Consider the following 26,029-nt stretch of genomic DNA (forward strand, 5'->3'; position numbering starts at 1 on the left):
AAATATCATTTGTATTGATACTAAACTCACATTAGCCTGATGGAAATAGAAAAGGACGATTACATGAAAACGAGCACAGACATTCGGGAAAAGTACTTTGTACTGGCTGCCGGCGTTATTAGTCTGATATTACTGCTTGGCGTAGCACGTTTTGCTTATACGCCACTTATTCCTATCATGCAGAATGAAACACTACTTAATGATCTGAGTGCTGGCTGGCTGGCTGCCATTAATTACGCAGGCTACATGTGCGGAGCACTGATTGCAGCATCGATTAGTGACCTGATGGTCAAAGACCGTTTATATCGTGCAGGGTTAATTATCGCCATTATTACTACCGCCGGTATGGCATTGGCCGAAAATACGCTGTTATGGGCTGTCATGCGATTTTTCGCCGGGCTGAGCAGCGCTGCAGGCTTACTGATTGGCTCTGGTTTAGTGCTGAACTGGTTGATGCGACATCATTTTCGCAGGGAATTAGGCATTCACTTTACAGGCATGGGCCTCGGTATTGTGTTCACCGCTATTGCGGTAGACCTAATGATTAATCATTTTAATTGGCGTGAACAATGGTTGCTACTTGGTGCGGCCGCCATTGTAATGGCGATACCTGCATGGCGCTGGTTACCACGGCCTCATAATGGCACGGTAACAACTGCCGGACAGGCCTTGCAGGACCACCCGCCCAGCGTGCGATTTTTATGGCTAATGATGGCATCCTATTTCTGTGCCGGCTTTGGCTACTCGATCAGCGCAACATTTACGGTCGCTATGGTTGAACGTCTACCGGGCTTGCAAGGTATGGGAGAACAAGTCTGGCTGGTACTCGGTTTAACCGCGATTCCTGCTGTTCTTGTATGGGAACGCATAGCGCGAAAAGCAGGGACACTTTATGCTCTCCTATTGTGTTACATCATTCATATTCTGGGTATTATTGTACCCATATTTTACGAATCGCTCGCGGGTGCAATGATCAGCGCAGTACTTTATGGTGGTACTTTTATCGGTATCGTCAGTCTGGTATTAACAATGGCTGGCCGTTTTTATCCGACAAAACCCGCCAAACTAATGGGTAAGCTAACATTATCGTATGGTGTCGCTCAGATTATTGCGCCGGCGGCGGCGGGCATGATGGCAGAGCAAAGTGGTGATTATGTCGGGGGATTAATCATGGCTGCAGGTATGATGGTTATTGGCACACTCATCTTGCTTATACTCATCAGCACAGAAAACCAAAGTATTAAAACACTAGACGCCGCATGAATGATAATCTGTAGACGATTTTATCAAGACTGTTATCAGGTGTTGTGATCACTCTTGTTTGTTCAGCAGATTCCATTTTCTCACCAGAAGCCCTCAGATGTGTTACTTTATCAGGCCGTTATATTAGTGAAGTAAACAGCAGGAAACTATGGACACCAATACGTTATCGGCTTTTATTGCGGTGGCAGAAAGCCATTCTTTCTCATTAGCGGCTCAACAACTGTATATTACACAATCAGCCGTCAGCAAACGCATCGCATTACTTGAAGACCAGCTGAATCAGAAGCTGTTCGACAGAATAAGCAGAAAAGTCACCTTAACAGAAGCCGGACGTGAACTATTACCCCGCGCCAAAACGATTCTAAGCGCTATCAAGGATGCTGGACGCTCCATGGGGAATCTCTCTGGTGTCGTTCATGGTCCTCTGTCTCTTGCTGCCAGCCACCATATTAGCTTGCATCGCTTACCGCCGATCCTTCGGGCCTTTACAAAAAAATATCCTGATGTACAGCTCAACCTGCGCTTTGATGAGTCAGAAATTGCCTATGATGGTGTGCTTCACGGTGATCTGGAACTAGCTCTGATCACGCTTTCACCTCAGCCAGATCCTACTATTTTTTCACAGGCCATCTGGGTCGATCAATTACAGTATGTCGTGTCTCGTGACCACCCTCTCGCCAGTAAATCAATCGTTAGCCTGGAGGAGCTTACTCACTACGCGGCCATTCTTTCCGGCGCTAAAACTTTCACCCATCAGATTGTCGCAGAACAATTCAGGAAAAAATCACTCGACCTTAATATCACTATGTCGACTAATTATCTTGATACCATTCGTATGATGGTCAGTATTGGGTTAGGCTGGAGCCTATTACCCGAAACGATGATAGATGACTCATTAAAGGTGTTAAATACAGGTTCAGAGCCTATTCAGCGTCAATTAGGCTATATATATCACCGGGACAGAACATTATCTAATGCAGCCAGCAAGCTAGTAGAGATGCTATCTTGTTCATAATTGTTATTCATAATAACTGTTCATAATCAAAGACCGCTCCATTAAACTTATTAAATATTATGCATGACCTGAGGTAGACGCGTGTCAAGTGATACAAAAGAACCGATACAAGCGCTCCTTCAGCAACAGCAAGACCTGTTAAAGCAATGGATCAATGCGCAAACGGCACAGGAAGAACCTGCAAAAAAAGCTCCGCCTCTTGAGTCTCGCGATATGGCCAGAGTGGCAGCTATTCTCGCTTCACAAACCACCGATTTTTTACAATTTGGCAACAACATCCTTGATCAAATCCAACAGCCCCCTCTCCCACACGGGATCGAAGAGACGCTGAATCAATTCCGGGATTATGTTCATCAGCAAACCGGCGAAGCGCTGCTTAAACAATGGCAGTTACCTGAAAATATTGCGGCACTATTTCATACTCATAGTGTTCAAGATGACATGCTGTTTGAGAACCCCTATCCAAATGGATTGAAAGGCTTACTTAATCTTCCGTCTACCGGGGCTTCCCATGAGTTTCAGCAGAACATCCGCGACGGGATAAAGTTTTTACTGGAATACCAAGAAGCACTGGGCGCATATATTCAGCAGTATAGCCAAATCAACCAAAACGCGACCCAGGCATTACTCATAGAACTGACAGAAGGTTCGAAGATCATCGAAACATTGGGTGAGTTGCATGATACCTGGGTTGATTGTTATGAGCATGCCTATTCAGATCTGCTTTATACTGCAGAATATCAAGGCAGCCACGGAAGAATATCTAATGCTATCATGCAGCTACGTAAATATTCTCAGGATATACGTGATACTTATTTTGAGGCGACAGGCTTAGTCACACGCAAAGGCCTGGATACAGCATTACAGCGCCAACATACATTGCGTAAAGAGATGCGACAGATAAACCGAACACTTACTTCATTACAGAGTAGCAGTCATCAATATCCATTATCTGAAATAAGTTCTGCCATTAAACAACTGTCAGAAGATGTTTCAAATCTGAGAGATGAACTCACTAAGCTAACACCCCTTACCGTTAGCACTACTATGGCTGATACCGATGAAAAATCTTAAACTCGATCCTGAAAAAATACAGGAAGAACTCATCGAGCTTAGTCAGAAACTTGAACACAGTTATGACACACTTCAAACAATTACCGATATTGACGTTGGCCAATCCAAAGGGATTGAGATATTTTCTCAAGACAAACTTAAACTCCTTTTTTTCCCAGGCGATAGAAATCTTAGCCAACGCTGCTCTACCCCACTACTCATCAGTTATGCGCTCGTCAATCGTTGGTACATGATCGATTTAGAACCTGAGCGGTCTCTACTAAAATCGCTGAACAAACTAGGCCTGGATGTATATGTGATCGACTGGGGCTACCCGGATCCTGCTGACCGCTTTCTTGATCTTGATGACTATGTGAATGAGTACCTTAATAACTGCGTAGATCAGGTTTGTGGGCATGCTGAATCACAACAAACTAACCTACTGGGTATATGCCAGGGAGGCACACTGAGTCTTTGCTACACAGCAATTCATGCTCATAAAATTAAAAACCTTATCACTATGGTCACGCCTGTCGATTTTCAGACAGAGACCAATCTTCTAAGCTTGTTAGCACGCTCTGTCGATGTGGATCTGGCAGTATCAACGTACGGCAATATTCCAGGAGAAATGCTGAATGAGGCTTATAGTTCACTGATGCCTATGCGTCTTGGCATCCAGAAAAACCTTGGGATGCCTAACCATTTAAAAGACCCGGAACGTGCGCTTAGTTTTCTAAGAATGGAAAAGTGGATTTATGATAGCCCTGACCAGGCAGGCGAAGCTTTTAGAGAATTTATTAAATGGTTTTTTCAGGAAAATCGTTTAATAAAAGATGAGATTTCAATCGGAGGTTACCCCGTCAGGTTAGCTAACATCCGACAACCTGTATTGAATATCTATGGCTCCTATGATCATCTGGTCCCCCCAGATGCTTCCTTAGCATTAGCGGATCATATTGGCACTAATGACTACCAAACACTGGAGATTAAAGCCGGTCATATTGGGGTTTTTGTTAGCGGAAAATCACAAGCTATCGTGCCTTCAGCCATCAATAAGTGGCTACTTAGTAGAGAGTAGTTAAGTAAGTAGGCAGGTAAGTAGCAAGAAGAAAGGCAGTATACTTACTGCCCTTGCATGATGACGCTATTGACAGACTTTTACTTATCCGCTGTCTTTTTTGTACTTTTAAGCTTTGACGAATCACTTACTTCAACATCTGCTTTTTTAGCAGCTTCTGTTGCGGCTTCAGCTTCTTTTGCTGCTTCAGCTTCAGTGGCAGTAGGCTGAAACATTTTCCATACAGCCATATTGCGATCAGTAAAGCTGTTCATCATAGTGAGAGGATTAGCCACGCCCATCATTGTTTGCATCTGTTCTTTTATCCGGTCCTGATGCTCCAGAAAAGAAGCGATACTTTGCTCCAGATACTGACTCATCATGCCCTGCATGCTATCGCCATAAAACCGAATCAGTTGTTGTAAAACCTGATTGGTTAATAACGTCCCATGTCCATCACCCTCCTGTTCACTGATAATCTGGAGGAGAATATTCCGCGTTAAGTCATTACCTGTCTTAGAGTCAAGAACTTGAAATACTTCGCTGCTTAAAACCAGTTCTTTTACATCTTCCAGTGTGACGTAACAACTGCGTGAAGTGTCATAAAGGCGTCGATTGGTATATTTTCGAAGAATGCGCAACGTGTTATCTCTCTCTTTCACTGCTATATCATGGGTATTGGGTAGTTATTAACTTTTTTTATTATCGGATTTATTATAACCCTGCATCATATTCATTATTAGTTTCTGGAAAGACTCCATAGATCCAACACTGTTTGTGATATAAGGCTTCATAAGCGTCAGCGGATCATATCCTTCTGCTCCTGTATCCATTTTTTCCCTGATTTTTTTTATCACTTCTTCCTGAAGCGAAGCAACATCTGGTAGCCCCATGACCTGACGCAATTCACTCGGCGTCATCTCTATATCAACTTTAAAATTCATGTCATAACCCTTTTTGATATCACAGAATATAAGACTACTTATAACTATATAGCGATACCTACCGCAGTGCAAAATATTAACGGCTATTTTGCTGCACTTTTTCCGGATGAATCCATACATATGCCAACATGATCGCAACAACTGATGCGAGAGCGGCAACGCCAAATGCAACCGCAGCTCCCTGACTTTCCCATAAAAGCCCTGCGACTATAGCGCCCAACGTCCCTCCCAGGCCAAACCCAATACTGGAGAAAATCGCCTGCCCTCTACCCTTCATACTATCGGGGAAATAATAGTGAACAAGTGTAATACCAACGGCATGTAAGCTCCCGAATGTTGCTGCATGAAGGATCTGAGCAACAATCACCAAGAGTAATTTTTCCGGCCACAATGCCAGTAAACTCCAACGCACAATACACAGAAAAAGGCTTATTATCATAATCAAGCGCAGCCCAAGACGGGCAATCAAAGAATGCATCACAACAAAGATAGCCACTTCAGCCACTACACCCAACGACCAGAGCATGCCTATTTGGCTACGTGTGTACTCTAGTTTCTGCATCATTAAACTGAAAAAAGTGTAATAAGGGCCATGTGAAAACTGAATCAATAATGTAATGACAAAAAAAGCGACAACCTGCGGCGTCAACATTAACTGCTTAAAACTAACCACTTCGACTTCTTCAGCTATAACAGACACCCTGACTGAGGGGATCAGCAGTGAATTCACCCAGATCAGGATCATCAACACAAAAAGAATGATGGGTATCCAGTCAACAGAAATACTATCTAACGCATACCCCAAAAGCAGAACAGCAATGATAAAACCAACCGAACCCCATAACCTTATCTGGCTGTATTTTTCCTGTTGTGAACCTAAATAATTGAGAGTGACGACTTCAAACTGTGGCAACACTGCATTCCAGAAAAAACTATATCCCAGCATAACCAGGCCGATGCCGAGTGCCGAGGTTTGCCAAAAAACGGCAATAAATACAACCCAGGTTAATAATGCACCGATACGAATTATTCGTATTCTGTGACCTGTTCTGTCCGCTATCCAACCCCATAAAGCAGGAGAAAAAATCCTCGATAAATGCAGGGTCGCCATCAGCAGCCCTATAGTCTCAGCACTAAAATCAAGTGATTTAAGATAAAGCGACCAATAAGGAATCATTGCACCGAGCAGGGCAAAGTAGAAAAAATAGAAACCTGAAAGACGTATATAAGGCAAGAGAATTAACCGGAAAATTGATTAGCGAGTAAGCAGTACATCAAGAGGCATAGGCGCTGCATAATAAGCCCCCTGCAAGCACCCATAAAGCGAACCCAATCAGAGACATTTTTTTAAAATAATGTATTAAAGATAGCCTATAAAAAGCGGATAGTAATAGTCTAACCGGTTGTGTTTTGTACTGCCGGTTAGACCAGAGAGGCATTAACTGTCGATTGAGCGAGGTGTACGCGACATTACAACTCGGTAATACCGCCCATGTAAGGCACAAGCACATCAGGTACGATGATACGTCCGTCTGCTGTTTGATAGTTCTCCAGCACAGCCACAAGCGTACGGCCAACAGCCAAACCAGAACCGTTAAGTGTATGTAGCAGTTCAGGCTTACCTGTTTCAGGATTTCTCCAACGCGCTTTAAGACGACGCGCCTGGAAATCCGTCATATTAGAAACAGATGAAATCTCGCGATATTTATCCTGTCCTGGCAACCATACTTCAAGGTCATAGGTTTTCGCGGCACCAAAACCTAAATCACCACCACATAGCGCGACAACACGATAAGGCAGTTTAAGTTTCTGTAAAATTGTTTCGGCATGCAGAATCATGGTTTCGAGCGTATCCCATGATGTAGAAGGCTCAACAATCTGCACCATTTCAACTTTTTCAAACTGATGCTGACGAATCATGCCACGCGTATCTTTACCAGACGCACCCGCTTCTGAACGGAAACAGGGTGTATGCGCTGTAAATTTAAGAGGTAACTTATCGGCGTCAACAATTTCATCGCGTACCATATTCGTTACCGGCACTTCTGCTGTTGGGATCAGGTAGTACTGACGATCACCAAAGGGAACCTTAAACAGATCTTCGCCAAATTTTGGCAACTGTCCGGTACCTTTCAGGCTGTCTTCATTCACCAGATACGGCACATAAGCTTCTGTGTAGCCGTGTTCCGTAGTTTGTACATCCAGCATAAACTGAATCAGGGCACGGTGCAGACGCGCCATTTTACCGGTCATTACGGCAAAACGAGAGCCGGTAAGCTTAGCAGCCGTTTCGAAATCCAAACCGCCATTCTGCTCGCCTAAGGCGACATGATCCAGTGGGTCGAACGCCATTTCAGGCGGCGTACCCCAGCGACGAATTTCGACGTTATCGTCTTCACTTAAACCCGCCGGTACTGATTCATCAGGCAGATTCGGCACTCCTAACAGCAGGTCATCCAAATCAGAGGCTATGTCATTTAATTTGGATTTTGCTTCATCTAACTGACCGCCTAAATTCTCCACTTCAGCAAGCAATGGCTGAATATCTTCACCCGCTGCTTTTGCTTTGCCGATCGATTTAGAGCGAGTGTTGCGTTCATTCTGCAAATTCTCAGTCAGAATCTGGGCATCGCGACGTAACGCTTCCAGCTCATTAAAGCGCGCAACAGGGAATATGTAATTTTTTTTAACCAGCTGTTCTGCAACAGCTTCGGGGTTCTCGCGAACAATTTTTGAATCTAACATGAGTTTATAAATAACCTTATTTAAAACAGGCGGGTGATCCAGATACCAGCAGACAAAGCAGCTATGCACATTAATACGCTTAATAATACATAAACCAAAGCGGACATTATATGTCCTTCCTGCATTAGAGCCACCGTCTCGAGTGAGAAAGATGAAAAAGTAGTAAAAGCGCCCAGAAATCCAACCATGAGCAAGGGACGTAATTCAGGAGAAAGCCGGGCTTTCTCCATAATGAGAACAAACAAAACACCCATAATTAACGAGCCGGCAATATTACAGGTAAGCGTACCTATCGGTAATCTATCTGTCTTATCGTTAAGCATTCCAGCTAACCAGAAACGACTGACTGCACCCAAGGCCCCTCCTGTGGCAACTGCGATAATCGTTTGCATGCTCTACCCTTTGCCCTTATATCGTTTCGATAAACTTTGTTCGTCAAGTAGCTTAAGCTGCTGAAGTTTACCACTTATTTTCTGCTCAAGGCCACGCTCAACAGGGTGATAAAATTGACGTAAGGCAATTTCTTCAGGAAGATAATTTTCACCTGCCGCATACGCATTCGGCTCATCATGAGCATAACGATACTCTTCACCATAACCCAAATCTTTCATTAGGGATGTGGGAGCATTGCGCAAGTGAACAGGTACAGGATAATCGGGATCAGAACGAATCGCAGCTCGACATTCATTAAACGCTTTATAGACAGCGTTACTCTTGGGTGCACTGGCACAGTAAATAGCCGCCTGAGCAATAGCGCGTTCACCTTCTGCCGGCCCTACCCGCTCAAATGCGTCCCAGGCAGAGAGAGCCACTTGCATCGCCCGCGGATCAGCATTACCAATATCTTCTGAGGCTATCGCGACGAGCCGGCGGGCAATATAAAGCGGGTCACAACCCCCTTCAAGCATTCGGCAATACCAATATAAAGCACCATCGGGAGAAGATCCGCGTACTGATTTATGAAACGCGGAAATCATATCGTAGAATATATCGCCCTGCTTATCGTAGCGGCGTCCACTGCTACTTTGAAGAACCTCTTTGAGTGCGGCGATCGAAACCCACTCAACGCCATTTTCTGGGACCGAGAGATCGGCGGCAATTTCAAGTAGATTTAACGCTCTGCGCGCATCCCCTTCTGCCGCTCTGGCTAATTGCTCTAAAGCCCCTTCTTCAAATTTCAGAAGTTTTAAACCGAGTCCTTTTTGCTCATCACTCAATGCCTGCTGAATAACGAGCAGTGATTCAGCATCGCTTAAATTACGCAAAAGATAGACACGCGCCCGGGACAGCAACGCATTATTTAACTCAAAAGAGGGATTTTCAGTGGTCGCACCGATAAATAGAAATGTGCCATCTTCAATGTAAGGCAGAAAAGCATCTTGTTGTGATTTGTTAAAGCGGTGTACTTCGTCGACAAATAAAATAACCTTACATTGGCGCGATAGTGCCACCTGCTTAGCTTCATCTACGGCAGCACGAATATCCTTAACACCGGATAAAACTGCCGATAACGTCATGAAATGCGCATCACACGTATGCGCAACAATTTTAGCCAATGTAGTTTTACCCACTCCTGGCGGTCCCCACAGAATCATGGAGTGCAAAGCGCCCTGCTCAATCGCAAGCCGTAAAGGCTTACCCGGTGCTAATAAATGAGACTGTCCCACATAATCTGCCAGGTGAGTGGGTCGCATGCGCGCTGCCAGCGGTTGATATACCGGCCGAGCTCCATCAAACAAGTCAGCCATCAGGCCTCGTCGCTCATAATAACATCCGTTCCTTCAGGTGGGGTAAACTGAAACAGTGAAGCATCCATCGCTTCATTGATCACCGGGTCCCGCAACAATATAGTCGTTTGCTGGCCTAATACATCCTGCAACATTAATTCAGACATCACACCATTCGTAAAAAACACACGGATACGTTGAAAACTGCTTTGAGTGTCTTTTGGCAGTAATTCAAAAAGCTGTTCACTCTCTTCATTAATCGGCTGATAAATTTCGAACTTATCTGCCAACTCAGTAACATTTCCATTAAGGATTAATGCCGCTGCATTTGTCTTACCCAAATCAACCGGCTTACGCGTCGCTTGCTCAAGATCGGGGTCATAAATCCAAAGATACTGACCGTCACTAATAATCAGCTGGGGAAAAGGGCTCACCGTTTCCCAACGAAACTGACCGGGGCGGGCAATCATTAACGTTCCTTTAGACACTTCAGCGTCATTACTCTGCTCACTGCGTGTCACTTGCTCAAAATGGGCGCTAAAACGCTCATATCCTTTCAGTACGTGCTGTAAAGCTTCAGTTGGTGTTTCAGCGTGAGCCAATAACGGCATAGCTGTCAAAAAGACCATAACGAACCGTCTAAATATTTTTTTCATGCAACCCTCTATATTAACCAACGGCATTCAACGAGCAACCCCAATAAACAACTACAACTGCACTAATCTCAACCTCGTACTGGCGGTGGCGCTAACACTTCACGTAGTCCATTGGAGCCTGCATTCGTAACAACACCCGCAGCTTCCATTGTTTCTATGATTCTGGCGGCGCGGTTATAGCCAATTTTCATTCTCCTTTGTACACTGGAAATAGATGCTTTTCTTGTTTCGGTAACGAAAGCAACCGCCTCATCATAAAGTGGATCTTGTTCTTCATCGAATAAACCACCTGAAGCGCCGCCCGACTCTGATCCGCTTTCATCCAATACAGCATCAATATACACAGGCGAACCGATAGCTTTCCAGGCTTCCACAACACGATGTACTTCATCATCTCCCACAAAAGCGCCATGTACTCGATTAGGGACACTAGTGCCTGCAGGCAGATATAGCATATCGCCATTACCTAATAAATTTTCGGCGCCTGACTGATCCAGAATTGTTCGCGAATCGATCTTAGAAGACACCTGAAATGCAATTCGTGTCGGTATATTCGCTTTGATCAATCCCGTAATAACATCAACAGATGGTCGTTGCGTAGCCAGAATCAGATGGATACCTGCCGCACGCGCTTTCTGAGCAATACGCGCGATCAGCTCTTCCACCTTTTTGCCGACAATCATCATCATGTCTGCAAACTCATCAATGATGACAACAATATAAGGTAAGGTTGTCAACGCTGGCGCTAGCGTCCCATAAGGCTCGCCATGCTCTTCCGCTTTCCAGAGCGGATCTAACAACGGTTTACCCGCCTGTTCAGCAGCTTTCACCTTGTCATTAAAACCCGCCAGATTACGCACGCCCATTTTCGACATTAAACGATAACGTCGCTCCATCTCGCCAACACACCAACGCAGGCCGCCCGCCGCTTCTTTCATGTCGGTAATAACGGGCGTGAGTAGATGAGGAATACCTTCATAAATAGAAAGCTCCAACATTTTAGGATCTACCATCATCATCCGCACCTCTTCAGGCGTGGCTTTAAATAGCAGACTCAGGATCATCGCATTAACACCGACAGACTTACCTGAACCGGTAGTGCCCGCTACCAGCAAATGCGGCATTTTTGACAGATTTGCGACTACCGGATTCCCGGCAATATCATTACCAAGGGCCAGCGTTAGTCGCGACGATGCTTCATTATAGGGCTTAGAGTTGAGCACCTCACTCAGGCGGACCATCTGTCGGCTGGCATTGGGTATTTCGATTCCGACGACCGACTTTCCGGGAATAACCTCAACCACACGAACACTCGATATCGCCAAGGAACGCGCCAGATCTTTTGATAAATTGGTAATTTTACTGACTTTAACACCCGGTGCGGGTTGAATCTCAAAGCGTGTGATCACCGGCCCTGGATTAACTTCAACTACCTCAGCAACGACACCAAAGTCTTTTAGCTTACTTTCAAGCAAGCGCGACATATCTTCCAGCTGCTCTTCGGAGTAACCATGATCCGTTTGCAGCTCTGGTGGATCCAGCAGATCCAATGAAGGAATTTTACGTAAAGCAGGCAAAGGAAGACCCCCTTTCTCACGCGAGTTAAGATCCTGATCATCACTTTGTATAGGCTTGTGCGACTCAGCCAACGGAACGATTTTAAGTTCCTTTTTAGGAGAAGTAGCTTCTGTATTCATAACCGATGAATGTTTCGGGTTTGCAATACGTTCACGCTGACCAGGCACATCATCAAGTGCCTCACCGTCAGTGTTAAGCTGATCGACACTGGATTGCCTGCTACCAACGTGATCATTAGTTTTAATGGGCTGGCCGACAACATTCATTATCAATGGAGGCTCTGTTGCTAAAGGTTCGACAACAGGTTTAGCAGCTGCCGTTGTTTTGGCAGGCTCAGTGACTGCTTTAGATGTTAGTTGCTGATTAGGATCAGATATACTTTTTATCGAATTACGCGAAGATAATGAAGCACCGGGCTCAGGTGTAGTATCAGACGCCTGACGGTTAACGTCCGGTTCAAAACGCGACCGAATCCGTTCTTTTAATGTGTTTTTTGTTGTTTCTTCATCAGTTTCACTACGACTGACATCGCCACTCCCATCACTACGGGTACCGTGTTGAGCGGCCAAGACATCGGCTACTGTCCGATAACCATTTAATACCCAGCTTCCCAAACGATGCTGTATGTCATCCCAGGAAAGCTCCATATAAAATGTACTGCCAATCGCCGCTGCAGTTAAGAGCAGTATGGTACTACCAAGCAGACTGAACCAGGAAACCATCCAGTCAGACAGTGCCTGCCCAACAATACCGCCACTGGTAAAAGGGAAACCTAAATGGTTATTCGCCAAATGTATGGATGCAAGCGCACAAAGTGAGGCGACCAACAAAAGAGCGCCTGCCGTACGCAACATCACAAACGGCAGCCCCTCCAATAAAGACACCTCTTTTCTTCGCATGAAGCGCACTGTAGGCACAAGTACGATAAAGGGTATAAACCAAGCGGTAACACCCAAAAACGAGAACACGATATCAGCAGCCCAGGCACCGAAAACCCCCATCCAATTACGCACGCCGGGATGGTATCCCAAATGAGACCAGCCGGGATCTTTAGGGTGATAGCCCATCATGCTTAACAGCAGATAAACACAGCTCATAATAACCAGAAAAAGCACACAGACTTTGAATACGCGTGCGAACAGCTCAGAAAAAGCATAAGGGCTAGCTGGGCACTTATTTTTCACTCAAATTCCTTATCGTTTTGAAGTACTTACTACGAATATATTAAAATACCATCATTCAATAAAGCACACCGTATCACTACCTTGCTGACAACAGATGATTGCGCAGCGTGAAGGCGATATTCAAAATTAAAGTAGGCAGGGCGTCAGATCACGTTTACGTCTTTATTAACTCATTTTTTACACTTCAATAAACTCTTTAATAAGTTCTGGCTCGGCTCTAATTAAGGACAATAGTCCAAATTAGCCGCCAATTATAATAGATAAATCAAACAATATCAGAGGCTATAGACATGAGTTTACCCAATCTGGTTCAAAACAACTCACGTGTATTAACTTTCACCATCGAAAATAGCTATTTTGGCATAGATACCGCCAATATCCTCTCTTTTTCAAAAGACGATGAATAGACTCAAGCGGGCAACAACACACAACATCGTGGATTCATTGACGAGGCAGACTACCGGGGCACACCGGTTAATGTATATGATAGAGCCATACTACTTATTAGAAAACGAAGCTTAGCTGATAATATCAAACGTTGAGATGATAGGTTTTGTATTTTCAGGTTATCCAAGTAAATAAGCAAAAATAACACCCGCCGAGGATTGTATTTCCTGATCCGGCCCTCCATCATATTCATAATCACATAGACACGTTTAGACTAAGGCAAGCATTTATGAGCGAAACACAGCACCACAAACTCCTTATTCTTGGTTCAGGCCCGGCCGGATACACGGCTGCTATTTACGCCGCCCGCGCCAATCTGAATCCAGTGGTTATTACCGGTATGCAAGCCGGCGGTCAACTGACCACCACCACTGAAGTTGACAACTGGCCTGGCGATGTAGAAGGCTTACAAGGCCCTGAATTGATGCAACGTATGCAGCAACATGCTGAGCGCTTTGATACGCAGGTTATTTTTGATCATATCCACACCGTTGATGTACAAAACCGCCCTTTTACACTGACTGGCGACAATGGCATTTATACCTGTGATGCTTTGATCATTTGTACCGGTGCTTCTGCACAGTATCTTGGTCTTGAGTCAGAAGAAGCATTTCAAGGCAAAGGCGTTAGCGCATGCGCTACCTGTGATGGTTTCTTCTATCGCAACCAAAAAGTCGCCGTGATTGGCGGTGGCAATACGGCCGTTGAAGAAGCGCTATACCTGTCTAACATTGCAGCAGAAGTCACGCTTGTGCATCGTCGCGACACCCTACGTTCGGAAAAAATTCTGCAAGACAAATTATTTGAGCGTGCCAAAAATGGCAATATCAAGATTATCTGGAATCACCAGCTTGATGAAGTGCTGGGTGATGCTACCGGTGTAACAGGTATTCGCCTAAACAGCACAGACGGTAGTTCGACACAAGATCTGGAACTGACTGGTGTCTTTATTGCGATTGGCCATAAGCCTAATACCGATATTTTTAAAGGCCAACTTGAGATGACCAATGGCTATCTGAAGATTCAATCCGGTCTCAACGGCAACGCGACTCAAACCAATGTCGAAGGCGTTTTCGCTGCAGGCGATGTGTCTGACCATATTTATCGTCAGGCGGTCACGTCAGCGGGCTTCGGATGCATGGCAGCATTGGATGCAGAACGCTATTTAGATGATCTGGCTAAATAACATTAGCGTCGGCCAAAGACTGCCCCGTCTTTGGCCCTTATATGAACATTGCTCATGATTCCCTGGCTACACCCCACCACGCTTATTTTCCCAGACCCTGCGACAGCATTGAAGGAGCCTGACGGACTACTCGCCGTCGGAGGTGATTTATCACCAGAACGACTATTGGCGGCTTACAAACAAGGTATTTTTCCGTGGTTCAACCCTGATGACCCCATACTCTGGTGGAGTCCTGATCCGCGCTGCGTACTTATCCCTGAAAAGATTCATATATCCCGCAGCATGCGAAAACAGATCAATAAAGGCGATTATCACATCACCTTCGATACAGCCTTCGCTGACGTCATCCATGCATGTGCTAGTGTCCGCGAAGCATCAGGCACCTGGATATCCGCCGACATGCAGGCGGCTTATATCGCACTGCATCAGCAAGGTATCGCGCACTCGGTTGAAGTTTGGAGCGAAAATCAGCTCATAGGAGGCCTATACGGACTGGGTATAGGAAAGCTGTTCTTTGGTGAATCAATGTTCAGTCTGCAGACAAATGCCTCTAAAATAGCCTTTATTGCGCTTACTCAGCAGTTAGAACAATGGGGCTATCCATTAATTGACTGTCAGATTCACAACAACCATCTCCAAAGTCTTGGTGCTTCTAATATTCCCCGTGAGGAATTTCTACGTTATATTAATCAATATATCGATGTAGTAACTGACCATAGTTGGCGTTTTGATACTCATACTAAAAAATTGGGCATTTGAAGCTAATGACAGATTTGAAAGAGTTACATTTTTTCTCTACACCGGAACACAGCTGTAGCTATATCAAAGGCTATAAAGCTAAAACGCTGTTTGTTGATCCACAGTCAAACATTTCAGCTACTGCTTTTAGCCAGCTATCCGATCTTGGATTCAGACGCAGCGGAAAACACATCTATCGCCCTCATTGCGAGCATTGCCAAGCGTGTATATCCGTTCGGGTACCTATTCAGTTTTTTCAGCCAAATAAAACACAACGCCGTATTTATAACAAAAACAAAGACTTAATTGTACAAAAAACAATACCCCGCTACACCGATGAATACTTTAAGCTTTATTCAGATTATATCTCGTTACGTCATGCAGACGGAGATATGTACCCTCCCAATAAAGAGCAATTTATTAGTTTTCTCGTCGAGGGCCAGCAACCCTGTGAATTCTTAGAATTCTACCTCGATAGTAAACTTATCGGCATAGCCGTCACTGATCGGTTAACGAAAGGATTATCTGCCACTTATACTTTTTTTGACCCAGACCCTGCACTACAACATCGGAGTTTAGGAACCTACGCCATTCTTTGGCAAATTGAAGAATGCCGCAAACTCAACCTTGAGTACCTATATATGGGGTATTGGGTGCAGTCTTGTCGCAAAATGAAGTATAAAATTGCCTATCGACCACTCGAATTTTTAATCGATGGGCAGTGGATTCTTATCCGATCGCAATAAAACCCCCAATACTCTTTGATATCCCTACACAAATAAGGCAAAATACTGCGCTCTGATAATAGGACATTGTTCGAAATCAGCCCTTACACAGGTAGGTAATTAATGGCTAAAGAAGATAGCATTGAAATGGAAGGTACCGTGGTTGACACGCTACCAAACACCATGTTCCGCGTAGAACTCGAGAATGGTCATGTAGTTACCGCCCATATCTCTGGTAAAATGCGTAAAAACTACATCCGTATATTAACGGGTGATAAAGTAAAAGTTGAACTAACACCATACGATCTGAGCAAAGGCCGCATCGTATATCGCGCCCGTTAGTTCGATCGATCTGGCTTAACGTCCCTGTTAAATACCAGATCCAGAAAGTTCCCCAGTGGCAGCCTTAGGCTGCCACTGTTACATTCAACACTATTTCATTTTGATCATCGACAGACACCTGAACTTCTCCCCCATCTTCAGCAAGATCACCAAATAGAATCATTTCAGCCAATGGTTTTTTTAACTTCTCCTGAATCAGACGCTTCATAGGCCTGGCACCCATTTTCTCATCATAACCATGCTTACCCAGCCATTCACGTGCATCATCATTAACATGAAGCACTACTCTTTTATCATCCAGCTGCGCCTGCAGCTCTGTAAGGAATTTATCAACCACTCCCATGATGATATCGGGTGACAGTGATTTGAACTGAATAACCGCATCCAGACGGTTACGGAACTCCGGTGAGAACAAGCGTTTAATCGCCTCCATACCATCAGATGAATGATCCTGATGCGAAAAACCAATAGACGGACGACTCATCACATCAGCCCCGGCATTAGTCGTCATTACCAGAATAACGTTACGGAAATCTGCCTTACGGCCATTGTTGTCGGTTAACGTGCCGTTATCCATCACCTGTAGCAGGATATTAAAAACCTCTGGGTGCGCTTTTTCTATTTCATCCAGCAAAAGCACACAATGAGGTGATTTAGTGACCGCTTCCGTTAGCAATCCGCCTTGGTCATAACCAACATAGCCCGGAGGTGCACCTATTAATCGAGACACGGTGTGGCGTTCCATATATTCCGACATATCAAAGCGAATCAGTTCAATGCCCAATATCCGCGCCAACTGCGTGGTAACTTCAGTTTTACCCACACCGGTAGGGCCGGAAAACAGGAAATTACCTACCGGTTTATGCGGATCATTCAGCCCGGCACGCGATAAGCGTATCGCTGAAGACAAAGAAGATATTGCCTCTTCCTGCCCAAGAACAACCATTTTCAGGTTGGAATCAAGCTTTCTAAGCTGGTCTTTATCAGAAATGGAGACTGTTTTAGGTGGTATGCGGGCAATTTTAGCAACCACTTCTTCCACTTCATGAACACCAATAATCGGATTGCGATCTTCTTTCTTGAGCAAACGTTGATAAGCACCCGCTTCATCAATAACATCGATAGCTTTATCTGGCATATGCTTGTCATTGATATAGCGATCCGCTAATTCTGCGGCTGCTCGTAACGCCTCATCGGTGTATTCAATTTCATGATGCTGCTCAAACTTTTTACGCAGCCCACAAAGAATTTCATAAGTTTCCTGAACGCTTGGCTCAAGCACATCCACTTTTTGGAATCGTCGGGCTAAGGCGCGATCTTTTTCAAAAATACTTCTGAATTCCTGGAACGTGGTTGAACCGATACAGCGCAGATCACCTGAACTCAAAAGCGGCTTCAGCAGATTAGACGCATCCATCGAACCGCCAGAGGCCGCTCCCGCACCAATAATCGTATGAATTTCATCAATAAACAGGATCGCATTATCCTTCTGCTTCACTTCATTGAGTAATGCTTTGAGGCGTTTTTCAAAATCACCACGGTATTTAGTCCCCGCCAACAACGCCCCAAGATCAAGAGAATAAACCACACTACCTATCATCACGTCAGGAATCTGATCTTCGACAATTAGTTTAGCGAGGCCTTCCGCTATAGCCGTTTTACCAACACCCGCTTCGCCAACCAGGAGTGGATTATTTTTACGACGTCGGGATAGTATCTGTATAACGCGCTCAACTTCCGAGCTGCGACCAATCAAAGGATCAATTCGTCCCTCTGCTGCCTGCTGGTTCAAATTAACAGCATACTTACTCAGCGCACTAGCCTCACCATTATTTGCCGCTTCATCAGACTCTAGCAAGCCTTCATGCTCACCATCATCCTGACTCACGCGTGAAATACCATGGGAGATATAGTTAACGACATCAATTCGCTCAACACCTTGCTGCTGCAGCATAAACACAGCATGGCTTTCTTGTTCGCTAAAAATAGCAACAACGACATTGGCACCCGTCACTTCATTCTTACCGGAAGACTGCACATGAAATACAGCTCGTTGTAATACACGCTGAAAACCCAGGGTTGGCTGTGTCTCCATGGCGGGAACATTATCAGGTAATAATGGCGTGGTTTCTTCAATAAACACACTGAGCGACGTACGCAGTGCATCCACATTGGCTCCACAGGCGGTCAAGACCTTGTAAGCGTCTCTGTTATCAAGCAGAGCCAATAACAGATGCTCAACCGTCATGAACTCATGTCTATTATCTCTGGCGCCTTTGAATGCTGCGCTTAATGTTTCTTCAAGTTCACGATTTAACATAGCTATGTCTCCGCTAAACAGCTTCCACTTCACACATTAATGGATGCTTATTGTCTCTAGAGTATTGATTCACTTGTGTCGCTTTAGTTTCAGCCACATCACGAGAAAAAACACCACAAACGCCCTTGCCTTGAGTATGCACGGCTAACATTATTTCCGCGGCCTGCTCTTGTGTCATATTAAAAAATATCATCAACACCTCAACAACGAACTCCATCGGGGTGTAATCATCATTCAGTAACACGACACGATACATAGGTGGTTTCTTCAGTTTAGGCGCTGCTTCCTGTGTCGCCAAGTTGCCATCGTCAGAAAAGTGTTCCTCCTCTTCTGACGACAATCTAATCGTATTACTACATCTAGCTACCAACATGAATTATCTCTACAAAAAAATTACGAACAATCTAATGAATAAACTTAGGTACCATTAGCGTCATCAAAACACAATGATATACTGATGGAAACAAGAGATGTAAACCTACCATCAAATATGGATCAGTAACTCTTTTAAATTTGAGTAGTTTATTACGTTTTTATTGTAGCAGGAGCCGGCTTTGCAGTTCAGACTTACATTTTAGTAAGTTACAAAACAAGTGACTAAAGTAAGTTCTTAATATCAGATTAATGGGAGTTCGAAATGCAAACAGGGAAGGTTAAGTGGTTCAACAATGCCAAAGGCTTCGGTTTTATCATTGCTGATGAAAACCACACAGAAGATCTATTTGCGCATTATTCAGCCATTCAGTCAGAAGGTTACAAAAGCCTTAAAGCAGGCCAGCCTGTGACTTTTGAAACAACACCAGGCCCAAAAGGCATGCATGCAGTTAATATCACACCTCTGATTCAAGCGTAGAAGGGTGCATAACTGACAAAGCAAAAACCAGCTACCTCTAGCTGGTTTTTTCTATCTCTGCATAACGCCTACGTACAAGATTTTACATACCCGCAATAATCGCATCACCAAACTCAGACGACGACAATAAGGTTGCTCCATCCATCAGACGTTCGAAATCATAGGTAACCGTTTTTGCGCCAATCGCCGCATTCACTCCCTTAAGAATCAAGTCAGCAGGCTCAATCCAGCCCATGTGACGCAACATCATTTCTGCCGATAAAATCAACGAACCCGGATTAACTTTATCTTGCCCCGCATACTTAGGAGCCGTGCCATGCGTTGCCTCAAAGATCGCCACACTGTCTGACAAGTTAGCTCCCGGCGCGATACCTATGCCACCCACTTCTGCCGCCAGCGCATCGGACAAATAATCACCATTCAGATTAAGCGTCGCAATCACATCATACTCCGCCGGACGCAGTAAAATTTGCTGCAACATCGCATCCGCAATCACATCTTTTACGATAATATCTTTACCTGTTTTTGGATGCTTAAATACCATCCACGGGCCGCCATCCAGTAATTCAGCGCCAAACTCTTCAACGGCCAACTCATAACCCCACTCTTTAAAAGCACCTTCCGTGTACTTCATGATATTGCCTTTATGCACCAAGGTCAGGGAGTCTCGATTATTGTCTACGCAATACTGCAGTGCTTTTCTTACCAAACGCTGCGTACCTTGCTTTGAAACCGGCTTAATACCTATTCCGCAGTTTTCTTCAAAACGGATTTTAGTAACACCCATCTCTTCGGTCAGAAATTTAATCACTTTTTTGGCTTCATCCGAACCCGCTTTCCACTCAATACCTGCATAAATATCTTCGGAATTCTCCCTGAAAATAATCATATCAACATCTTCAGGCCTCCTGACTGGGCTCGGCACACCTTCAAACCACATCACAGGACGCTGACACACGTACAGATCCAATTCCTGACGCAGCGCGACATTCAGCGAGCGGATACCGCCGCCAACAGGCGTCGTCAGCGGCCCTTTAATACCCACCACAAATTCTTTAAACGCCTCCAGTGTTTCATCAGGCATCCATGCATCCTGATCATATAATTGCGTGGCCTTCTCACCCGCATAAACCTCCATCCAAGAAATCTTGCGCACTCCGCCATAAGCTTTAGCCACCGCCGCATCAACTACTTTAAGCATAGGCGGCGTGACATCCACACCTATACCATCACCCGTAATAAAAGGAATAATAGGGTTATCCGGAACATTCAGTGAATAATCAGCATTAACTGTGATCTTCTCACCTTGCGCCGGTACTTGAATATTGCTGTATCTCATCGCTCTACTCCATTAAAGACATTAAATAGATTCGTAGAAATAACCATCTGCAGGCATAATTACCTAATCATCATATTAATACGCTGCAATACCGTACTCATACTACAGAAACAGGATCCATGTCTAATATCTTACTTATTAATAAACCCTTTCAGGTACTCACACAATTCACCGATCAAGACGGACGCACAACGCTGGCCGACTTCATCGACAAGCCCGATTTTTATGCCGCCGGAAGGCTGGATTATGACTCTGAAGGATTATTGATCCTGACAGATGATGGCGCACTGCAACACACCCTTGCGCATCCCAAATTCAAAATGGAAAAGACCTATTGGGCACAAGTCGAAGGCGACGTAAGCGACAGTGCTCTTGAACAACTGCGTAAAGGCGTCGAACTCAAAGACGGTACAACACGCCCGGCAAAAGCCAAATGCATCCCAGAGCCCAACCTGTGGCAAAGAACCCCTCCGATCCGCGAACGCAAAGAGATCCCTACCAGCTGGATAGAACTTAAAATAACCGAAGGTAAAAACCGCCAGGTAAGACGCATGACAGCCGCCGTGGGCTTCCCAACACTACGCTTGATTCGCTATGCCATCGGCGACTGGACGATTGGTACTTTACAACCTGGCGAATACAGAGAAGAAACAGCCAACATAGCGCCGCTAGCTAAACGAGCGCAGCCGTCCTCAACACAAGTAAAAACAACGCGTAACCCCAGGATTAGTTCACGCAGGCGTTGATCAGATTTTATCTGATCATCCAAGACTGGAAGTCTATGACAGCAGGCAACCTACAATTAAAGCGCATAACTAACATTTGATGCTCGTCAATTACTCTTGCACTGCTTAGCTTTACAGTACGCGCCTAAGTGACAGGAGTGCTCCATATGATAGCTAAACCTAACTCTGCAAGACGTGTACGCCATGCCCGGCCCGATACGCTAATATATGCTATAGAAAACAGGTTATATGTTAATTTGACAGACCGCTGCACGCTTGCCTGTCGGTTTTGTCCTAAACATAATGATAGTAAGGAGGTACACAACTACAATCTGACCTTATCTGAACTACCCGAACCGCAGAAGATAATTGATCTGATAGGTGATCCAACGCAGTACGAAGAAGTTGTTTTTTGCGGCTATGGAGAACCTACCTTACGTCTTGACGCACTCATTTCAGTCGCCAATGCAGTCAAAGCCAACGGCGGTAAAACACGCCTGAACACAGACGGTTTAGCGAATCTGTTCCATAAAAAAGATGTTGTGCCTTTACTGGCAACGTGCATTGATGCCATCTCTATTTCACTCAATGCGCAGAATGAGTACCAATATATTGAGCATTGCGTACCTAGTATTCCACATAGCTACCCTGCTGTTATCGCTTTCGTGCAACGAGCAGCGCAATGTATACCCGATGTTACTGTCACCGCTATTGATGGCTTAAAAGGTATAGATATCAGCGCCTGTCAAACAATCGCGATCACTAATGGTGCTAAATTCAAAGCGCGGACTCTGGATAACGTGGGTTAAATAGCATCCCTATCCACTGAAGCACTTATGTATGACTTATCACCCAATATTCGCAAAAAACTCATCGCATCTTGCTGCTTCATCGGATAACCCAGAAAATAACCCTGAGCGATATCACACCCCTGTTTTTGCAACACATTTAACTGCTCTTCAGACTCAACGCCTTCCGCAACCACTTCTAAACCCAGTGAATGAGCCAATGCAATGGTCGCTTTAACAATCATTTCGTCATTAGCATCATGCAACATATCACGAATAAAGCTTCGATCTATTTTCAACCGACAGGCGCTTAGCTGTCTTAATGCAACCATTGATGAGAAACCGGTACCAAAGTCATCAATCGCGAGCTTTAAGCCTTGATTAACATAGCTTTCTAATAATTTGAGTGTATCTTCAGATGCATCCATACAGGCGGATTCGGTAATTTCTACTTCAAAATGATGCAATGCCGTGCCGGAATCTTTTAGTAACGATAGCAGGTTCTGTATTCCCTCTTCGTTTCGTAATTGAACCGGAGAAAGATTAAAAGAAACCGTTCTGAAATTTAACCCCTGTTCCAGCCACCTCCCCACTTCTATGCACACATGCTGGGCAACCCATAAACCAATGCCGTCGATCATCCCGCGCTTTTCAGCAATAGGGATAAATATCATGGGTGAAATCAATCCCTGTTCAGGATGCAACCATCGGAGCAATGCCTCAAAACCCACCAACTCGCCACTTTCACAATCAAATTGAGGCTGATAGACCATATAAAGCTGCTCAAAAAATCCAGCACTACCCAGCATATGCGCTAGTTCTGCATCTCGCTGAACGCGTTCTGTCATTTCTTCCTGATAAAAAACGAAACGAGACCGGCCTAGTTCTTTTGCTCTATAAAGAGCAACATCTGCACGTGAAATAAGCTCGTCCACAGGAACGTTATTATCACAAATAACAAGCCCGATACTGGTATTCGTTTTTAACTTAGTCACAGAAAAGTTAAACGGCTCATTAAAACAATTGATCACTTTTTCTGCCAAAGCAGCGACATCGGAAATATCGTCAATATTGTTTTGTAAAATAGTGAATTCATCCCCTCCAAAGCGAGCAAAAGTGTCGCTTTCACGAAGAATATTTTTTATACGATGTGCCACTTCAATCAATAAAGAATCACCTGCAGGATGGCCCAGGGTATCGTTAATTTCTTTGAAATGATCAAGATCTAACATATGCAAAGCTGAAACCTGCCCCGAACGGCGCCCTTGTAATATTTCGTGTTCAAAGCGGTCAAGAAAGAGTCGACGGTTGGGCAAACCGGTTAATGGATCATGAAAAGCGAGATATCTGATCTGTTCTTCAACCGCTTTACGATGTGTAATATCATGAAAAGTTACAACAGCTCCGATAATCTCTTCATTTTGATATATAGGCGAACTCCAGTATTCCACCGGAAACGAATGCTTATCCTTGCACCATAAAACATCTGTTTCGATCCGATAGCTTTTGCCATACCGGATCGACATTAACATATGGCATTCTTCTCGTTTTATTGGCGTGCCATCGGCATGCGAGTGATGAATCAACGGGTGGTTTTGTTTCCCTATCAACTCATCAGGATGGTAACCAAGCATCATCGCGGCGGCGGGGTTGATAAAAGTGGTTATACCTTCTGCATCTAACCCGAAAATACCTTCATTACTGTGTTCTAAGAGTAATCGCGAGCGTTGTTCAGCGACTTCTACAGCTTTTTCATAATTAATTCGATCACTAATATTCTTAAAAACCGTGATCATATAAGTTGTATCTTCGTAGAAAAACGACCGTGATGAGGCTTCTATTGGAACTTCCTCACCATTTCGTAAACGGTGTGCTGTCTTAAGAGCTTGTGATTTGTTTTTGATATTACTCTTAATACTGCTCTTGATTTTTTTCCAACGAGATTGCAACGTCGCGAGAGGACAGCTGGGATCCCAGTCATGGATATGTGTTTTATAAAGTTCAACAGCACTGATAGAAAAATGCTTGATAGCAGCGGCATTTGCATAAATAATTCGAAAATCATCATCCGGTGAAGTACAAATCAACGGATCCAAGCTATGATCAACCATCGCATTCACTAACGACAACTGCCCACTCATCAATGAATGTTCTGTAATATCCCGACTAACCCCAAGCACACCAAAGCCATCAACTTCATCAAGATATAAGGGTATTCGAAGAGTATCCAGAAGTACCCGACGGCCATCTGCGTATGTTACCCATTCATCATGACGCTGCGACACTTGACTCTGCAGCATATCCTTATCGGAACATTGGAGAGCACGCGCAGTAACCTCATCAAATAAATCAACGTCAGTTTTACCTAACAGTACCGCCTCGGGCGCATCACTAAACGCTTCAAAAGCTTTATTACATCCCATAAATACAGAGTCGGAATTTTTGAAGTAAATAAGATCTGGGATCGAATCAATTAACGTGCGCAAACGACTTTTTTCAGCTTGCAACGTTTTCTCAGATAGCCGCTGTTCAGTTATATCCGTTCCTGAAGAAAGAATACCTATACGCTGCCCTTGCTCATCGGTAAGAACACGGTTGTACCAAAGAATCAGGCGCTCTTCACCCGTACTGGTTAACACCGGTTTTTCAACCTGCTGATTGGGTATTAAATGATTGTTCATCAACCGGCTGTATGCTGATTGGGCGATTCTCTTTCCACGTTCGGGTAAGAAGTAATCAAACCAATTCAGACCCAGCGCGGCTTCCTGGCTTATCTGAAGTAACTTACAGGCAAAACGATTAAGCAGCGTAATATTACCGTCAAGATCCAGTGTGACCATAATCACACCCGCAATATCCAAATAATAATTTGCTCTTTTATGCTCCTGCTCAAGATCCTCGACAGCAGATGCTCTATCCGCATATTGATACGAACCGGAGGCATGAGACGAGTCACAAAAGGCAGTCATAACAAATTTCAAAGGGATGACAGTGTTATCTGCGCTCTGCTGCTGAGCACTATCGATAACCAGAGCACCAAGAGTCACGACAACACGCTGATATTGACCATTATTATCAATAAAACGAAGAACTAATGCATCAGGAAAGTCCTGTTCGGATTGCCACTGAGATATGGCATTTTCCCAGAGAAAAATATCTTCTGGATGCATCATTTGTATCAAGAAAAAGGATTTTTCCCAAAGAACAAATGCATACCCAAGAAAATTTCCGGGTTGTTCTTCAGCCAGATTGAATTGATCACTTTTTAAATCAAAGAATCCTTCTATCACACCTATCCCATTCATGGACACATGTAAATTTTCAGACGAGCCAAGCTTCATTAA

23 protein-coding genes are annotated in these 26,029 nt (G+C 44.5%); 11 read left to right on the forward strand and 12 right to left on the reverse strand.

Features of this window, described 5'->3' with window-relative positions; all coding sequences use genetic code 11:
- Positions 1-63 precede the first annotated feature (63 nt).
- The 4 genes from Nant_RS06985 to phaC all read left to right on the forward strand — a co-directional run bounded on the left by Nant_RS06985 (position 64) and on the right by phaC (position 4,409).
- Complete coding sequence (locus tag Nant_RS06985) at positions 64-1,263, forward strand: YbfB/YjiJ family MFS transporter (protein WP_054340923.1); 1,200 nt, start codon at positions 64-66, stop codon at positions 1,261-1,263.
- Between the two features lie 148 nt (positions 1,264-1,411).
- Positions 1,412-2,278 (forward strand): LysR family transcriptional regulator, encoded by an 867-nt coding sequence (locus tag Nant_RS06990; RefSeq protein WP_054340924.1) that lies wholly within the window; start codon positions 1,412-1,414, stop codon positions 2,276-2,278.
- 81 nt (positions 2,279-2,359) lie between these two features.
- Positions 2,360-3,352, forward strand: coding sequence for a poly(R)-hydroxyalkanoic acid synthase subunit PhaE (locus Nant_RS06995; protein ID WP_054340925.1), 993 nt, complete (start codon positions 2,360-2,362; stop codon positions 3,350-3,352).
- Positions 3,339-4,409 (forward strand): class III poly(R)-hydroxyalkanoic acid synthase subunit PhaC, encoded by a 1,071-nt coding sequence (gene phaC / locus Nant_RS07000; protein ID WP_054340926.1) that lies wholly within the window; start codon positions 3,339-3,341, stop codon positions 4,407-4,409. Before Nant_RS06995 ends, phaC begins: the two co-directional genes overlap by 14 nt.
- A gap of 80 nt (positions 4,410-4,489) precedes the next feature.
- Here the strand turns inward: phaC and phaR are convergent, their stop codons facing one another.
- The 8 genes from phaR to Nant_RS07040 all read right to left on the reverse strand — a co-directional run bounded on the left by phaR (position 4,490) and on the right by Nant_RS07040 (position 13,222).
- Positions 4,490-5,050, reverse strand: coding sequence for a polyhydroxyalkanoate synthesis repressor PhaR (gene phaR, locus Nant_RS07005; RefSeq protein ID WP_238377089.1), 561 nt, complete (start codon positions 5,048-5,050; stop codon positions 4,490-4,492).
- A gap of 27 nt (positions 5,051-5,077) precedes the next feature.
- Positions 5,078-5,332, reverse strand: a complete 255-nt coding sequence (locus tag Nant_RS07010; protein ID WP_054340927.1) for a DUF6489 family protein — start codon at positions 5,330-5,332, stop codon at positions 5,078-5,080.
- Between the two features lie 76 nt (positions 5,333-5,408).
- Entirely contained in the window at positions 5,409-6,566 is a 1,158-nt protein-coding gene (locus Nant_RS07015; RefSeq protein ID WP_076495946.1) for an MFS transporter, read from the reverse strand.
- 236 nt (positions 6,567-6,802) lie between these two features.
- On the reverse strand, positions 6,803-8,077 hold the full coding sequence (gene serS / locus Nant_RS07020) for a serine--tRNA ligase (RefSeq protein WP_054340929.1): 1,275 nt from the start codon (positions 8,075-8,077) through the stop codon (positions 6,803-6,805).
- A gap of 20 nt (positions 8,078-8,097) precedes the next feature.
- Positions 8,098-8,469 carry a fluoride efflux transporter CrcB gene (gene crcB / locus Nant_RS07025; RefSeq protein WP_054340930.1) on the reverse strand — a complete coding sequence of 124 codons (372 nt, stop codon included), beginning with the start codon at positions 8,467-8,469 and terminating at the stop codon, positions 8,098-8,100.
- A gap of 3 nt (positions 8,470-8,472) precedes the next feature.
- On the reverse strand, positions 8,473-9,825 hold the full coding sequence (locus Nant_RS07030) for a replication-associated recombination protein A (RefSeq protein ID WP_054340931.1): 1,353 nt from the start codon (positions 9,823-9,825) through the stop codon (positions 8,473-8,475).
- The gene (gene lolA, locus Nant_RS07035; RefSeq protein WP_054340932.1) at positions 9,825-10,460 is read right to left on the reverse strand and encodes an outer membrane lipoprotein periplasmic chaperone LolA; all 636 of its coding nucleotides are present in this window, start codon (positions 10,458-10,460) and stop codon (positions 9,825-9,827) included. The genes Nant_RS07030 and lolA overlap by 1 nt, the downstream gene beginning before the upstream one ends.
- A 68-nt stretch (positions 10,461-10,528) precedes the next feature.
- Positions 10,529-13,222, reverse strand: a complete 2,694-nt coding sequence (locus Nant_RS07040) for a DNA translocase FtsK (RefSeq protein WP_054340933.1) — start codon at positions 13,220-13,222, stop codon at positions 10,529-10,531.
- A gap of 676 nt (positions 13,223-13,898) precedes the next feature.
- On the opposite strand from Nant_RS07040, the gene trxB reads away from it, so the two are divergent.
- The 4 genes from trxB to infA all read left to right on the forward strand — a co-directional run bounded on the left by trxB (position 13,899) and on the right by infA (position 16,660).
- Complete coding sequence (trxB, locus tag Nant_RS07045; RefSeq protein ID WP_054340934.1) at positions 13,899-14,855, forward strand: thioredoxin-disulfide reductase; 957 nt, start codon at positions 13,899-13,901, stop codon at positions 14,853-14,855.
- Between the two features lie 54 nt (positions 14,856-14,909).
- Positions 14,910-15,614 (forward strand): leucyl/phenylalanyl-tRNA--protein transferase, encoded by a 705-nt coding sequence (gene aat / locus Nant_RS07050; RefSeq protein ID WP_054340935.1) that lies wholly within the window; start codon positions 14,910-14,912, stop codon positions 15,612-15,614.
- 5 nt (positions 15,615-15,619) lie between these two features.
- On the forward strand, positions 15,620-16,339 hold the full coding sequence (locus tag Nant_RS07055; RefSeq protein ID WP_054340936.1) for an arginyltransferase: 720 nt from the start codon (positions 15,620-15,622) through the stop codon (positions 16,337-16,339).
- A gap of 102 nt (positions 16,340-16,441) precedes the next feature.
- Positions 16,442-16,660 carry a translation initiation factor IF-1 gene (gene infA / locus Nant_RS07060; protein WP_027853708.1) on the forward strand — a complete coding sequence of 73 codons (219 nt, stop codon included), beginning with the start codon at positions 16,442-16,444 and terminating at the stop codon, positions 16,658-16,660.
- 64 nt (positions 16,661-16,724) lie between these two features.
- Here the strand turns inward: infA and clpA are convergent, their stop codons facing one another.
- On the reverse strand, positions 16,725-18,980 hold the full coding sequence (gene clpA / locus Nant_RS07065; RefSeq protein WP_054340937.1) for an ATP-dependent Clp protease ATP-binding subunit ClpA: 2,256 nt from the start codon (positions 18,978-18,980) through the stop codon (positions 16,725-16,727).
- Between the two features lie 13 nt (positions 18,981-18,993).
- The gene (gene clpS, locus Nant_RS07070) at positions 18,994-19,353 is read right to left on the reverse strand and encodes an ATP-dependent Clp protease adapter ClpS (protein WP_054340938.1); all 360 of its coding nucleotides are present in this window, start codon (positions 19,351-19,353) and stop codon (positions 18,994-18,996) included.
- Positions 19,354-19,617: 264 nt separating this feature from the next.
- On the opposite strand from clpS, the gene Nant_RS07075 reads away from it, so the two are divergent.
- Positions 19,618-19,833 (forward strand): cold-shock protein, encoded by a 216-nt coding sequence (locus tag Nant_RS07075; protein WP_054340939.1) that lies wholly within the window; start codon positions 19,618-19,620, stop codon positions 19,831-19,833.
- Positions 19,834-19,915: 82 nt separating this feature from the next.
- On the opposite strand, the gene icd is transcribed toward Nant_RS07075, so the two are convergent.
- Complete coding sequence (gene icd, locus Nant_RS07080) at positions 19,916-21,172, reverse strand: NADP-dependent isocitrate dehydrogenase (protein ID WP_054340940.1); 1,257 nt, start codon at positions 21,170-21,172, stop codon at positions 19,916-19,918.
- Positions 21,173-21,291: 119 nt separating this feature from the next.
- Between icd and Nant_RS07085 the strand changes: the two genes are divergently transcribed.
- Together Nant_RS07085 and Nant_RS07090 are read left to right on the forward strand one after the other, a co-directional pair.
- Positions 21,292-21,918, forward strand: a complete 627-nt coding sequence (locus tag Nant_RS07085) for a pseudouridine synthase (protein ID WP_054340941.1) — start codon at positions 21,292-21,294, stop codon at positions 21,916-21,918.
- A gap of 146 nt (positions 21,919-22,064) precedes the next feature.
- Positions 22,065-22,706, forward strand: coding sequence for a TatD family nuclease-associated radical SAM protein (locus Nant_RS07090; RefSeq protein WP_054340942.1), 642 nt, complete (start codon positions 22,065-22,067; stop codon positions 22,704-22,706).
- Here the strand turns inward: Nant_RS07090 and Nant_RS07095 are convergent.
- Entirely contained in the window at positions 22,703-26,026 is a 3,324-nt protein-coding gene (locus tag Nant_RS07095) for an EAL domain-containing protein (RefSeq protein WP_054340943.1), read from the reverse strand. The two genes, Nant_RS07090 and Nant_RS07095, sit on opposite strands and share 4 nt — an antisense overlap.
- Between the last annotated feature and the right edge of the window lie 3 nt (positions 26,027-26,029).

The organism is Neptunomonas antarctica, from assembly GCF_001305295.1.
Lineage (GTDB): Bacteria > Pseudomonadota > Gammaproteobacteria > Pseudomonadales > Balneatricaceae > Neptunomonas > Neptunomonas antarctica.

Coding starts and splice junctions, on each gene's coding strand:
- Nant_RS06985 (WP_054340923.1), top strand. CDS start 64: ATGAAAACGAGCACAGACATTCGGGAAAAGTACTTTGTACTGGCTGCC.
- Nant_RS06990 (WP_054340924.1), top strand. CDS start 1,412: ATGGACACCAATACGTTATCGGCTTTTATTGCGGTGGCAGAAAGCCAT.
- phaC (WP_054340926.1), top strand. CDS start 3,339: ATGAAAAATCTTAAACTCGATCCTGAAAAAATACAGGAAGAACTCATC.
- Nant_RS07010 (WP_054340927.1), bottom strand. CDS start 5,332: ATGAATTTTAAAGTTGATATAGAGATGACGCCGAGTGAATTGCGTCAG.
- serS (WP_054340929.1), bottom strand. CDS start 8,077: ATGTTAGATTCAAAAATTGTTCGCGAGAACCCCGAAGCTGTTGCAGAA.
- crcB (WP_054340930.1), bottom strand. CDS start 8,469: ATGCAAACGATTATCGCAGTTGCCACAGGAGGGGCCTTGGGTGCAGTC.
- Nant_RS07030 (WP_054340931.1), bottom strand. CDS start 9,825: ATGGCTGACTTGTTTGATGGAGCTCGGCCGGTATATCAACCGCTGGCA.
- lolA (WP_054340932.1), bottom strand. CDS start 10,460: ATGAAAAAAATATTTAGACGGTTCGTTATGGTCTTTTTGACAGCTATG.
- trxB (WP_054340934.1), top strand. CDS start 13,899: ATGAGCGAAACACAGCACCACAAACTCCTTATTCTTGGTTCAGGCCCG.
- aat (WP_054340935.1), top strand. CDS start 14,910: ATGATTCCCTGGCTACACCCCACCACGCTTATTTTCCCAGACCCTGCG.
- Nant_RS07055 (WP_054340936.1), top strand. CDS start 15,620: ATGACAGATTTGAAAGAGTTACATTTTTTCTCTACACCGGAACACAGC.
- infA (WP_027853708.1), top strand. CDS start 16,442: ATGGCTAAAGAAGATAGCATTGAAATGGAAGGTACCGTGGTTGACACG.
- clpA (WP_054340937.1), bottom strand. CDS start 18,980: ATGTTAAATCGTGAACTTGAAGAAACATTAAGCGCAGCATTCAAAGGC.
- clpS (WP_054340938.1), bottom strand. CDS start 19,353: ATGTTGGTAGCTAGATGTAGTAATACGATTAGATTGTCGTCAGAAGAG.
- Nant_RS07075 (WP_054340939.1), top strand. CDS start 19,618: ATGCAAACAGGGAAGGTTAAGTGGTTCAACAATGCCAAAGGCTTCGGT.
- icd (WP_054340940.1), bottom strand. CDS start 21,172: ATGAGATACAGCAATATTCAAGTACCGGCGCAAGGTGAGAAGATCACA.
- Nant_RS07085 (WP_054340941.1), top strand. CDS start 21,292: ATGTCTAATATCTTACTTATTAATAAACCCTTTCAGGTACTCACACAA.
- Nant_RS07090 (WP_054340942.1), top strand. CDS start 22,065: ATGATAGCTAAACCTAACTCTGCAAGACGTGTACGCCATGCCCGGCCC.
- Nant_RS07095 (WP_054340943.1), bottom strand. CDS start 26,026: ATGAAGCTTGGCTCGTCTGAAAATTTACATGTGTCCATGAATGGGATA.